Genomic DNA, 13,861 nt, shown 5'->3' with positions numbered 1-13,861 from the left:
TCTGAAAGTGCCATTTTATAAGGGTTTGTATCTATGAAACTATAAACGAAAGAAATCGTAAAATGCCGTTGATTCTTAATTTATGCTTAATTTTGTATTTCTAAAAACAAAAAACAGATGGACCGTCTTTTACCAACCGAAAGTCCTTTCGAAACGATAATTTCATTTCATAAACTAATTGAATCTTTTGAGCAGATTGCTTTATCAAATGTTGATTACCGATCTAACTACGCCAAAGCAATTTTAAAAGAAATTGAAGCGTATCCGGAATTTAGAACAGGAATTCGCGACTACAGTACAATTAAGAATAATGAGGCATTAATTAAAAACATAGCTGCCGATTTATTTCCTACGGCTTTAACAAACAATGAAATAAAAGCCATAACAATACCTTTTCAAAATATATCATTTAATTATACAGAGCGTTTCAAGAAGATATTACGTAATGCCGGTGATGAATTTTACATGGAAATTCGTGATTTTGATGATCACCAATTCTATATCAATAACTGTTGTTTAATTTTAAGCGCTTATTATCATCAAAATATTGATTTTAATAAACCTTTTTTCTACGATATTCCAGATGAAGAAGGTGTAGAAAAACATTATCGTATTCTCTATAATGCCGATTTCATGGAAATCACGCCAACAGAGAATGCGCCGCAGCTTACACAGGACGATATTGATATTTTGATTGATAATTATAATGATATTGATTTATGGAAATCTAAATTTCCACCAAGAAGCTGGATTTTAAAAGGCTTCGGAATTGTTTCTTTATTTGATGCGACTACAGAAAGCGCAATCTCCAATTTAAAAAGTAATCTTTTAAAACCAGAAACCTCAAGAGTTGCCTCAACCGATATTATAGAGAACATTTTTAGATCTATTTTTAAAATTCCGAGCTTAAAAGTTGGCTTTATTATTTATAATCCTGAAGAAGAAAAATTTATACGACCAATAAAATTTGACAACCAAATGCAGAGCTTTTTACTTTCATCTGCTCAGGAAGTAGATTGTAAAAATGCCTTTTTTGGGTGTTCGTTTGAAAATCTTTTAGATAAAAAGGAACCGTTTGTAATTTCAAATGTGAAAAAATTTATCGAAGAATCTTCAAACCCAAAACTTGGGGAGCATTTATTAAATCAGGGAATTCAAAGCTGTGTTTTCGCGCCGGTTATAAAAGACGGACATTTATTGGGCGTTGTCGAATTGGTTTCAGAAAATATACGTGAATTAAACAGTGTAAATGCAACAAAATTAGAATTGGTTTTACCGTATTTAACAGATACTATTGATCGCTATAATACGGATATGCAGCATCAGGTTGAAGCCATAATTCAGCGTGAATATACAACGATTCACCCAAGCGTTTATTGGAAATTCAGAAAAGAATCTCAAAACTATTTCCAAAATATGAATCACACGAAAGATTATATTTTTAAGGAAATTGTATTCAAAAATGTATTTCCGTTATACGGACAAATTGATATTAAGGGTTCATCTGAACACAGGAATGAAACGGTGAAAATCGATTTAAAAAATCAGCTGACAGCTCTTTTGGAAATTTTCGATAATCAAAAACCTAATTCAAATCTGGTACTTTTAGAGCAAAGAAAATTCGAATTAGAATCACTTCGAAGTGAATTGGATTTTCCGTTAAAAGCAGATATGGAACAGCATATTCAGCGTTATATTGAAGAAGAAATTCATCCGATATTGAAAAACACCAAAGACAATGCTAAAAATAAAAAATTAGAAGAATTGTACTTTGAAAGTCTGGATGAAAAAACCGGAATGTTTTATCAGGAAAGAAAGAAGTTTGACAATGCCATGTCGATTATCAATAAAAGACTAGCTTCTGTATTAGATAAAAAACAGGTTGAAGCGCAACAAATTTATCCACATTATTACGAACGTTTTAAAACAGATGGTGTTGAACATAATTTATATATTGGCGCATCGATTTCGCCAACAAGACCTTTTGATATAATGTTCCTGCACAATCTGCGTTTATGGCAGTTACAGACTTTATGCGAAATGGAATTAGAACATCATCAGCTTAAGGAATCGCTTCCGTATGAATTAGATGTTACTTCGCTGATTTTAGTCTTCAGTTCTCCGCTTTCTATTCGTTTTAGAATGGATGAAAAACGCTTCGACGTTGACGGAACTTATAATGCAAGATATGAAGTCGTTAAAAAACGAATCGACAAATCGAACATTAAGGGTACAAACGAAAGAATTACTGAAAAAGAGAAAATTACAATTGTATATTCTCAAAACAGTGAAGAAGCAGAATATTTAAAATATATCAAATACTTGCAGCACAAGAAAATCTTGGAACCGTCAATAGAACAATTTGAAGTCGAAGACCTTCAGGGAGTTTCTGGTTTGAAAGCTATTCGTGTAAAAGTAATTAACAATGTAAATAATTCAAAAATAAAAAAAATTACCTATCAGGATTTATTAGATGAGCTCAACTAAAAGTTGAGCTTTTTTTATATCGATTTAAAAGCGATTACGAACGCAATTACAGTAATAATAATTCCAAACATAAATAGGTTGTAGGCAATACGAAGTAAATTGTATTTTCGCTGTAAAACCAATCCCAGATAATATAAATCTTTGATCATGTTTGAATAAAGATAATCACGGTCTTTCATCATTTCGTTCATTGCCCAGTCGTACTCTTCTAAAGGCATTTTGTAGAAATTTCCAAAAAACAATAAATTAATCTTTTTATTCTCGATATCTTCTCTTGTAAAAACACCCGAAGTTACTTTTGGTCTTGTAGAAAGAATCGCAAAAATAATGGTGATTACGCTCGACATCAGCATAATAAATGTCGGAATTACTAAATGTGCATTTTTCGGACTGTCTAATTTTGGAATTATAGATGAAAGTGCAATCGAAATAATAATCGCATTTACAGATAGTAAAATATTAGCTTTACTATCGGCAATACCGCTTAAACGTGTATGATTTCCAAGCGTAACACGAAATAAAGTATCAACGCCTCGATCTGGTTTTTCGACTTTTTCGCTTTTTTTGTTTTCTTTTTCCAGCTCTTCTGCCACTTTCAATTCCTGTTTATTTATTTTTTTCTGAATCAGAATAAGGTTTTTTTCTTTTAAAGGCTGCCATTTTCTTAAAGCATAATCCGTGTAGAACCTATGTTTGTTCAGCAAAAAGTCCAGGTTTTCTTTTGTCCATTCGGCATTCGAAAAATTAACAATTCCTGTATTTTTTAATTCTAATCGCAATAATTCGCAGGTTGTAACATATTCAGTTCCCATTAAATGGGCATAATCAGCATCTTTAATTATTTTTTCTAAATGTGTTTTTGGATGATAGTCTTTGGCTGTAGCCAAAATCAAACTGGAAACAAGTGCAATAAATTTTTCTGATTTTTCTTTTTCCTTTAAAAAATCAACTGCAATCTTTACGCTCTTAGCTTCATGATTTTCATAACCTTCTATATAACCCGTATCATGAAACCAGGCTGCAACTACAAGTGCCTCTTTGTCATCACTTTCTACATCTTCCTTTTTACAAAGCTCTTTTACCGCTGTAACTACTGTGAAAGTATGGTTAAAATTATGGTAAGAATATAAATTAGAAAGTTTATCTTTGAGTAAATTACCGACAAAATCCTCGGATTGTTCTATTAGATTCATAAAAGAATATTTTTATACCACTAAATTATGAAATTGTTTTTGGATAATCATTTTATTGCTAAGGTTAAAAAATTTTCATTAGCAATTATAACTTTAACATTTATTTATTCTTGTGCCACACATAAGGCGCAGTACGGAAAAGATGTTAGCGCTAACGAAACAGAAAACGCAACAGATACTATAAAAATTGCCCACACTTTTTATCTTGTTGGAGATGCAGGGAATGCTGATAAAGAGCAGGCACAGCAAACACTTGAACTTTTACATCAAAAGCTCAAAAAAGCGAATAAAAAATCGACTTTACTTTTTTTAGGAGACAATATTTATCCTAAAGGTTTTCCTACTGATAATGCTGACGGTAAAACATTGGCAGAAACAAAATTAACGAACCAGTTAAAATTAGCTAAAGGCTTTAAAGGAAAAACAATTTTTATTCCCGGAAATCACGATTGGTACAGCGGTATAAAAGGTTTAGAATTACAGGCTGATTTTGTAACAAAAAATTTAAATGATAAAAAAGCATTTCTGCCAAGAAAATCATGCCCAATCGAGGATGTAAAAATTGACAGCATCACGACGTTAGTAACTATTGACAGCGAATGGTTTCTGGAAGATTGGGATAATCACCCTACAATAAATGATAATTGCGATATAAAAACAAGAGAAGACTTTTTTAAGGAGCTAGAAAGTATCCTAAACAAAAATCAGGAAAAAACGGTTGTCTTGGCAATTCATCATCCTTTATTAAGCAACGGAAGTCACGGCGGTCAATATTCATGGGAAAAACAATTATTTCCGTTAGAAAACAAAATTCCGCTTCCGGTAATTGGATCTTTTATTAATTTATTGAGAAAAACATCCGGAGTAAGTCCGCAGGACCTTCAAAACAAGCAATATACCATTTACGCCAAAAGAATAAAAACACTTTTGCAAAAGCAGCGAAATGTAATTGTAGTTTCCGGACACGATCATAACCTGCAATATATCAGCAAAGAAAACATTCAGCAGATTATAAGCGGTGCCGGCTCAAAATCTGAAGCTGCAAGAGCCATAAATCCATTTGATTTTTCGTATGGCGGAAACGGTTATGCAGCTTTAACTTTATATAAAAGCGGCGACGCCAAAGTTTCTTTTTACGGAAATGAAAATAATAAAGAAAAACTGCTGTTTGAAAAAGAAATTATAAAAGCAAAAGAAATTAACTGGGCATCAGATATTCCTAATAATTTTCCTCCAAGAATTACAACTTCTATCTATTCAGCAAAAATGACAGATAAAAGTATGTTTCACAGATTTTTATTCGGTCAGCATTACAGAAAGTATTATAGCATGCCTATTGATGTTCCATTGGCAACATTAGATACTTTAAAAGGTGGTTTGAAACCTATTCGTGAAGGCGGCGGGCATCAATCTGTTTCTTTAAGAATGTCAGATCCAAAAGAACGTGAATACGTAATGCGCGGCATGAAAAAGAGTGCTTCTGTATTTTTGCAGTCTGTTGCCTTTAAAGATCAATATATAGTTAATGATTTTGAAGATACCTACACAGAAAGTTTCTTATTTGATTTTTATACCACTTCGCATCCTTATGCGCCATTTGTAACTGGCAGTATGTCAGACAAAATTGGTATTTTACATACCAATCCGGTTTTATATTACATTCCAAAACAAAATGGTTTAGGTGAATTTAATGCAGGGTATGGAGATCAATTGTATATGGTTGAGGAAAGACCTGCTGACAATCATTTAGACGGTAAAAACTTTGGAAATCCAAGTGATATTATCAGTACAGATGATATGATGGCCAATCTTCACAAAGATGAAAAATATTCGGTTGATGAAAAAGAATATATAAAAGCACGTTTGTTTGACATGCTTATTGGGGATTGGGACAGACACAGCGATCAATGGCGCTGGGCTGAGTTTAAAAAAGACGGAAAAGTTATTTACAGACCAATTCCAAGAGACAGAGATCAGGCTTTTGCAAAATATGATGGTGCGCTGCTTTCTATTTTAATGAATATTCCGGCATTGCGCCACATGCGTACTTTTAAAGACAAAATTGGCAATGTAAAATGGCTGAGCAGAGAACCTTATCCTATGGATTTGGCTTTTTTAAGAACTACAGAAGAAAAAGACTGGATTGAACAGGCAAAGTTTATTCAGGATAATTTATCTGACAGTGATATTGAAAACGCTTTTAAAAATATGCCAAAAGAAGTTCAGGATGGAACAGTTGACGATATCATTCGAAAATTAAAAGTTCGAAAAAGAGATCTTCAAAAATATGCAATAAAATATTCTGATGTTTTGAGTAAAACGGTTATGATTGCCGGAACAGACAAAAAAGACAAGTTTGTTTTGAATCATAATGCCCGAAAAAGTATTGAAATTCAAGTTTTCAGAGTGAAAAAAGAAGGTGATGAATTAGTTTATACTAAAACAGTAAACGATACAAAAACCAAAAATTTATGGATTTATGGTTTAGACGATAATGACGTTTTTGAGATAAAAGGAGATCAGAAATCCAAAATTAAAGTTCGTTTAATTGGCGGCCAAAACAATGATACGTACAATATTGAAAACGGAAGAAAGGTTATTGTTTACGATTTCAAATCAAAAGAGAATACTTATAATTTAGATTCTAAAACCAAAACACAGTTAACTGACGATTACGATGTTAATCTGTATAATTTTCAAAAACCAAAATATAATGTTGTTTCTGGTTTACCAAATATTGGTTTTAATCCGGATGATGGTGTAAAATTGGGTGTTAACTTAAATTACACGGTAAATAACTTTAAGCAAAATCCGTACACGCAAAGACATGTTTTAAATGCTTTTTACTATTTCGCAACCGGAGGTTTGGAGTTCAATTATGCTGCACACTTCCCCGGGTTATTAGGAAAATGGGTTATTGATGTTGAATCTCTTTATACAACACCAAATTTTGCGATGAACTATTTTGGTTACGGAAATGAATCTCAATATGATGACAATCTTAGTATGGATTATAACCGTGTCCGCATTCGTAAGTTTAATGCTTCGGCAGGGATTCGCCACGTTGGAAGGTATGGAAGTGAATTTAGTATTCAGCCTATTTTCCAAAGAATGACAGTTGAAGAAACAGAAAACAGATTTATCGACATTCCAAATATTGTAAATCCTGATGTATTTAACAGCCAAAATTACGGAAGTTTAAAAGTGAAATATCTTTTCAAAAACTCTGATTTTGCTGCAAAACCTACGTTGGGAATGGCTTTTATGATTGCCGCAACCTGGACAACTGATTTAGATGACACAAAGAAAAATTTTCCAACACTGGAAAGCTTTTTAGGATTTACACATAAATTGGATCATAACGGAAAACTGGTTTTAGCAACTTACGTAAAAGGAAAAGCTATTTTTAATAATAACTACGAATTTTATCAGGGAGCTGCTTTGGGCGGTGACACTGATTTAAGAGGTTTTAGAAATGAGCGTTTTTTAGGAAGTTCTTATTTCTCTCAAAGTTCTGATTTGCGTTTGAGTTTGGGGAGAATCCGTAAAACGATTGCTCCGTTTACTTACGGAATTTTAGGTGGGTTTGACTATGGAAGAATTTGGCTTGATGGGGAAAATTCCAAAAAATGGCATCAGGATTATGGCGGCGGTCTTTGGCTGAATGCTATTAATGTTTTAACTGCCAGAATCTCTTATTTCAAATCTCCTGATGAAGTTGGAAGAGTTATTTTTGGAGCAGCGTACAGCTTTTAAAAAAGGTTCTAAGATATAAAGACTCTGAATTAAAATAAACAACCACGAATTCACCAATTTTAATTAAAAATAATTCGTGAATTCGTGGCTAACTTTTTTCTTAGAACTTTAGTAACTTAGAGCTTAAACTCATAAACGTTCCCTCCTATTTTGTTTGTTTTTTCGTCGGCTACAAGTAGAGTATTGTTGTCTTTAAAAACGATGGCTTCTTTTTGAGAAAAGTGGTTTAGGCTTATTTCTGTTTGGGTTCCTTTGTGAAATAAATCTCCTTTGAAACCTTTAAACAAAACTATTTTGTCGTGGCTTAATAAAACCACTTTTTTTCCATCCGGGCTTATAGTTGCACTTGTTAAAACACAGTGATTATAATTGCCGCAAGTTTTAAACTCTCCTATTTTAACTGCTTTTTGAGTCCCTTTGGCATTTTTTATTTTATAAATAAAAGCCGTTCCGTCAAAACCTTTACTTCTGTTTTTTGTAAAAAGATAAAAATAACCGTTGTGCTCAAAGAAACCTTCAACATCGTAGAATAATTCTTTTTTTTGGGGGGGAAATTCGGTTTGTTCCGGATAAGAGAATGAGATTTTATATTCGGCGGAAGCCACATCCTTATTCAATTGATTTTTGGCTACTTTATAAATACATAAATCCCTGCGCTCGTTATCGTTATTTCCGAAGTCGCCAATGTAAATATTTCCCGTTTTATCTTTGGTAATATCTTCCCAGTCTACATTTTCGGCATTTGAAATTGTAATTGTTCTTTCTAATTTTCCTTTAGAATTGAGCGCATAAATTGCATTTTTATTTCCGCTGTCTTCCAGAGTATAAATTATGTTTGTTTCCGGAAAATAAGTAATTCCCGAAACTTCTTTTAATTTTTTTGGAAGCGAATAAAGCGTTTTCAAATCATCATTCGATTGCTGTTGACAAGCTAATAAAACAATAGAAACAGCTACTAAAAAAGACTTTTTCATAAAATAGATTTTTTTTTTGAACCATATAAGTAATACGAATACAAGAAAATTCAAGTTTTACTTTATGAACTTATATAACTTATATGGTTTAATCCTTTAAACTAAATTTGTGTTTTTAAAATTACGGATGATGAATTCAAAAGCGGCCTGCATGATATGTCCCATTGATCTTGCGTTTTTAAACTTCATATCGTTTGTGTATCGGTACAATTCCATTTTTAATTGACTTAAATGTTCATCTGTCGAAATAGTATCGTGACACATTATATTTAATAATTTTTTAATTCTGTTTTCGGCAGAATGGATTCGTTTTGCCAGAATCGCTCTTTCTTCATCTTTATACTGAATGATCGAACGTTCTTCAAGTTTCTCTTTAATCAGCTGAATCATCGGATAGTTTTCCTTGAAAAACTGTGGACGATATACTTTGAAATTTCCTTCGTAACATTGCTGATCAAAATCGATCGGGCGAATTTTATAAACTACCTGATCAAAATCATGAATGGGCACAATTACATAATTATACGCTCTCATGTCTCCCAAAAGCCTGATCATACAGCGTTCGTTAAATTTAACGAATTCTTTGGCGATTTGCGCTTTCTCCATTTCAGTACATTTATCGAGAAGCGTGTCCATAAAAACATCGCCGGGAATCCCAATAATATGTTCTTCGATTAAAGTATCATTATAAACCAAAAAGTTGATTTTATCCGGTGAAAGAATATCTTCTAATTCTAATCCGTAAATCCTTGAAGCATCGGCTTTTTTAATATAAAAGTGAACGTAATTATCGTTGAGAATATTACGCACTTTAATTCTAAAAGGTTTTGAATTTCCAAAAGTACAATAGTCGATTGCATCAATATTTAAAAACTGAATAATCTCGCTGTTTCCATCAGAATGCAGAAGCGAATAGATTTTCTTTAAATTGAGATCAATTTCATTTCGTTCAAATTCATTGTAATAAACCCGAATCCATAACGTATCGGTTTCGTTTTTATCGTAAACGTTAACCGAACCTGTAAATCGCAATAAGTCATCATAAAACACAGATACTTTCGATATACGCTCGTATCTGTCCAAATAACTTAAAAGTGGTTGTGTTAAAGGAAAAGAAGGCTTCTTTAACACCATCAAAGGTTCGCTCATTTTGAATATCTTTATTACAAATTTACATCAATAAGATGATAAAAATAAATTTGACGTAACAATATAGAATTTGAATCGTCATACTAAAAACTAAAACCGAAATAAATTTGGAAACCATCCTTACCATTCAGAATCTCAGTAAAAGATACGGGCGCATTCAGGCGCTTAAAAATGTATCTTTTAGTATACAAAAAGGCCACGTCTACGGAATCCTGGGCCCTAACGGAAGTGGAAAATCAACCACTTTAGGAATTGTTTTAAATGTTGTAAACAAAACATCCGGCGATTATAAATGGTTTGACGGAAATGTACAAACACATGAAGCTTTGAAAAAAGTAGGTGCCATTATCGAGCGTCCTAATTTTTATCCGTACATGACCGCCGAAGAAAACCTAAAATTAGTCTGCAAAATTAAAAGCATCAATTATTCTAAAATTGGAGAAAAACTTGATCTTGTTGGCTTATCTGAAAGAAAAAACAGCAAATTCAGTACTTTTTCTCTGGGAATGAAACAGCGTTTGGCAATTGCATCGGCACTTTTAAACGATCCTGAAATTTTGATTTTAGATGAACCAACGAACGGATTAGATCCGCAGGGAATTCATCAAATTAGAGATATTATTAAGGAAATTGCATCACAGGGAACTACAATTTTACTGGCTTCGCATTTATTAGACGAAGTCGAAAAAGTATGTTCTCACGTTGTTGTTTTACGAAAAGGCGAAGTTTTGTATTCTGGTTCTGTTGATGGAATGTCTGCAAATGAAGGTTTCTTTGAAATTTCTTCAGATGATAATCTGGCACTAAAATCTGCCTTACACAGCCATCAGGCCGTCGCAGAAGTTAAAGATGAAGATGGAAAAGTTTTGGTTTACTTAAAAGCCGATTTATCTGCTCAGGAATTGAATCAGTTTTTATTCTCAAAAAATATTATTTTAAGTCATTTGGTCAAACGTAAAAATAGTTTGGAAGCCCAGTTTTTAGAATTAACCAAAAATACAAATCCAAAAATCTAACTAAGCCATGAAAAGACTTATATCTATAGAATTGCAAAAAATCTGGTTGAATAAAGCCAGTCGTATTCTTACTTTAACTTATTTTATTTTACTTTCATTTATTGCCTTAATTGCTTCTATTAAGTTTAATATTGGCCCAATTAAGCTTCACTTGGCTGAAATGGGAATTTTTAATTTTCCGTTTATATGGCATTTTAATACTTATGTTGCCGCTTTTCTTAAATTTTTCTTAGCAATTGTAATTGTTTCCATGATGGCAAACGAATATAGTTATGGTACGTTAAAACAAAACTTAATTGATGGTTTAAGCAAAAAAGAGTTTATTTTATCTAAATTTTTAACGGTAATTGTTTTTGCATTATGCTCTACAATTTTCGTTTTTGTAATGAGCTTGCTTCTTGGCTTAAGCTTCTCTTCTTACACTGAATTTGATGTCATTTTCATGGATTTGGATTATTTATTAGCCTTTTTTATAAAACTATCAGGGTTCTTTTCTTTCTGTTTATTTCTTGGGATTTTTGTAAAACGCTCTGCTTTTGCCTTAGGTTTTTTATTAGTTTGGAGCATTCTTGAAGGAATAATAAAAGGAATTCTGGTTTTTAGAATTTTTCCAAATAGTAATACTGGCGACTACATTATGCAGTTTTTTCCATTAGAAGCAATGTCAAATCTAATCATAGAACCTTTTACAAGATTATCAGTAATAAGAAGTATAGGAACTCAAATTGGAGTAGAAAACACTAAAGATTACAGCGTTCATTATCTTTCAATTCTCATTGTTACAATCTGGACATTTTTATTCGTATATTTTTCTTACAAATTATTAAAAAATCGGGATTTATAGTATATTTGTTATACTATGAATCAGGCAAAAAGTTTTTTAATTATGCTGTTTTTATGCTGTTTATCTTCAAAGGTAAATGCGCAATTTATTACTATTGATGATCAAAAAACACCGCAGCAGCTTATTGAAGATATTCTGGTGAATAATTCGTGCGCTGCTGCATCAAGTTCAATTGGTGCAGGAGATAATTTTAGGCCAGGCAAACAAAGTTTTGCTTATTTTAATAGTAACGGAAGTAATTTCCCTTTTGCCGAAGGAATAGTATTGGCGACATCAACTGCTGAAAGTGCCGTTGGACCTTTTGTTAGTACCCTGACAAGCAGTGATAGCCCTAATTGGCTTGGTGACAGTGATCTTGATCAAATATTAGGCATTCATTCTATAAACGCAACAGTATTAGAATTTGATTTTATTGCTTATACAAGTGCATTGAGCTTTAATTATATTTTTGCTTCAAATGAATATCAGTACGATTATCCGTGTAACTTTTCAGATGGATTTGCTTTTTTAATTAAAGAAGCAGGAACTTCTGATCCCTATAAAAATTTAGCCGTATTACCTAATACAACTACACCCGTTTCTTCTATAAATATTCGCCCGAAAATTGAACCCGGAACAAGACCCGGAGGAATTAATTATCAAGGCTGCGCAGCTTCAAATGAAAATTATTTTCATGGTTTAAATAACAATACCAGTCCGGTAAATTATGCCGGACAAACTACTGTTATGACGGCTCAGACTACCGTAACAACAGGAAAAACATATCATGTAAAACTCGTTGTGGCCGATGATACTTACAGATATCTCGAATCTGTCATTTTTCTTGAGGCTGGAAGTTTTGCCTCAAAAATTTTACTTGGGCAAGACCGTACAACTGCCACAAATAATCCTGCTTGTTTTGGAGAAGAAATCGACCTTAACAGCAATCTTGATCCTGCCACTTATACTTTTAAATGGTTCAGAAAAAATGACCCGACTAATATCCTTGGCACAAACTCAACTTATAAAGTTACAAGTGCTGGAAATTATAGAGTTGAAGCTACTGTTATTGGCACAACTTGTGTATTATCCGGAGAAATAAAAATTGATTACGCTCCCGAAATTCTTTCATCAAATACTTCTTTATTTCAATGTGATGATAATGCAGATGGAATTTCAATTTTCAATTTAGATAAAGCGAACAATATTGTTAAAAATAATGCTGCCTACATTATTAATGAAGGCTATTATGAAACATTAGCGCAGGCGCAGACTAAAACTAATAAAATTGTAAAGCCAGAAATGTATATTAATAAATATGCAGATCAAATTGTGTACACTAGATTAGAAAATGAATTTGGCTGTTTTAAGATTGCCGAAGTAACCTTAAAGATTGCTCCTACATCAATTCCAGATCCGAGTCCGATAAGTACTTGTGACCGAGACGAAATTCAGGATGGACTTTATCAATTTGATTTGAATGCAGAAGTTACACCAACAATAACTTTAGGTCTTCCAAACGGATTAATTGCTACTTACTATTTAAATGCAAATGATGCTTTGGTCGAAATAAATCCATTACCTAATATCTTTAAAAATACAACCGCTTTTAATCAAAGAATATATGCAAGAGTGGTAAATGGACCAGATTGTTATGATGTTGTACCTGTCGATCTTGTTGTAAATACTTTTGATCCGCCAAATTTTCAGGATGAATCGAAGTTTTTATGCCAAAATGGAGATACAACTTTGTCTGTAGCAGCTGGTTTTAGCAGTTATTTATGGAGTAATGGAGAAACTTCAAATTCTACTCTTATAACTGTTCCAGGCAATTATTCAGTAACGGCAACAGATGCAAATGGCTGCGAAAAAACGAAAGATTTTAAGGTTATTTTATCTGAACCTGCCATTATAACCAATGCAGTTGTAAAAGATTTTTCAGGAAATGAAAACTCTGTTTCTATCGAATATACCGGAGTTGGAAATTATGAATTTTCATTAGACGGAACAACTTTTCAAAACGAATCCTTATTTACAAGCGTACCAGCAGGAACTTATACTGCAGTCGCAAGAGATAAAAACGGCTGCGGATTGTCAAATGCATTTGTGGTTTATGTTTTAGATTATCCTAGATTTTTTACTCCAAACGGCGACACTTTCAATGACTTATGGCTTATTGGAGACTCTAATTTACTACCCAATTACACCTTAAATATTTTTGACCGCTACGGAAAACTTTTGAAACAAATGAACCAAAACAGCTCGGGATGGAACGGTATTTTTAACGGACAGCCGCTTCCTTCTGATGATTATTGGTTTACTTTAATTTTTGTAGACGGAAAAAATGTGAAAGGGCATTTTAGCTTGAAAAGATAAGATTTCTAAAATCTCAATACTTAAATTCCAAATTCAAATAATAATACTTCGAATTTAAACCATAAAAAAATCCCAAACTCCTAATTG

The 13,861-nt window shown here is 32.6% G+C and carries 8 protein-coding genes; 5 read left to right on the top strand and 3 right to left on the bottom strand.

Annotation, left to right across the window (positions count from 1 at the left end):
• Positions 1-117 precede the first annotated feature (117 nt).
• Positions 118-2,487: a GAF domain-containing protein gene (locus ASD98_RS06965; protein WP_056201949.1), complete on the top strand. Its 2,370-nt coding sequence runs from the start codon at positions 118-120 to the stop codon at positions 2,485-2,487.
• A 14-nt stretch (positions 2,488-2,501) separates the two neighbouring features.
• Here ASD98_RS06965 and ASD98_RS06960 read toward each other — a convergent pair whose 3' ends face one another.
• A complete protein-coding gene (locus tag ASD98_RS06960; protein WP_056201945.1) occupies positions 2,502-3,680 on the bottom strand; it encodes a Pycsar system effector family protein in 1,179 nt (392 codons plus the stop codon).
• A 27-nt stretch (positions 3,681-3,707) separates the two neighbouring features.
• Between ASD98_RS06960 and ASD98_RS06955 the strand changes: the two genes are divergently transcribed.
• Entirely contained in the window at positions 3,708-7,436 is a 3,729-nt protein-coding gene (locus ASD98_RS06955) for a metallophosphoesterase (protein WP_056201942.1), read from the top strand.
• A 116-nt stretch (positions 7,437-7,552) separates the two neighbouring features.
• Here the strand turns inward: ASD98_RS06955 and ASD98_RS06950 are convergent, their stop codons facing one another.
• Together ASD98_RS06950 and ASD98_RS06945 are read right to left on the bottom strand one after the other, a co-directional pair.
• Positions 7,553-8,410 (bottom strand): SdiA-regulated domain-containing protein, encoded by an 858-nt coding sequence (locus ASD98_RS06950; protein WP_056201940.1) that lies wholly within the window; start codon positions 8,408-8,410, stop codon positions 7,553-7,555.
• Between the two features lie 96 nt (positions 8,411-8,506).
• Entirely contained in the window at positions 8,507-9,559 is a 1,053-nt protein-coding gene (locus ASD98_RS06945; RefSeq protein WP_056201937.1) for a hypothetical protein, read from the bottom strand.
• Positions 9,560-9,666: 107 nt separating this feature from the next.
• On the opposite strand from ASD98_RS06945, the gene ASD98_RS06940 reads away from it, so the two are divergent.
• From ASD98_RS06940 to ASD98_RS06930, 3 genes are read left to right on the top strand one after another with little or no spacing between them, the layout of a single operon-like run.
• Positions 9,667-10,575 carry an ABC transporter ATP-binding protein gene (locus tag ASD98_RS06940; protein ID WP_053473857.1) on the top strand — a complete coding sequence of 303 codons (909 nt, stop codon included), beginning with the start codon at positions 9,667-9,669 and terminating at the stop codon, positions 10,573-10,575.
• Between the two features lie 7 nt (positions 10,576-10,582).
• The gene (locus ASD98_RS06935) at positions 10,583-11,419 is read left to right on the top strand and encodes an ABC transporter permease (protein ID WP_056201934.1); all 837 of its coding nucleotides are present in this window, start codon (positions 10,583-10,585) and stop codon (positions 11,417-11,419) included.
• A 15-nt stretch (positions 11,420-11,434) separates the two neighbouring features.
• On the top strand, positions 11,435-13,774 hold the full coding sequence (locus tag ASD98_RS06930; RefSeq protein WP_056201932.1) for a T9SS type B sorting domain-containing protein: 2,340 nt from the start codon (positions 11,435-11,437) through the stop codon (positions 13,772-13,774).
• Positions 13,775-13,861: the final 87 nt, after the last annotated feature.

Origin of the sequence: Flavobacterium sp. Root186, from assembly GCF_001428525.1 — a bacterium.
Classification (GTDB): Bacteria; Bacteroidota; Bacteroidia; order Flavobacteriales; family Flavobacteriaceae; genus Flavobacterium.
The sequence above is the reverse complement of the archived record's forward strand: the minus strand, read 5'-3'. Positions and strand labels throughout refer to the sequence as shown.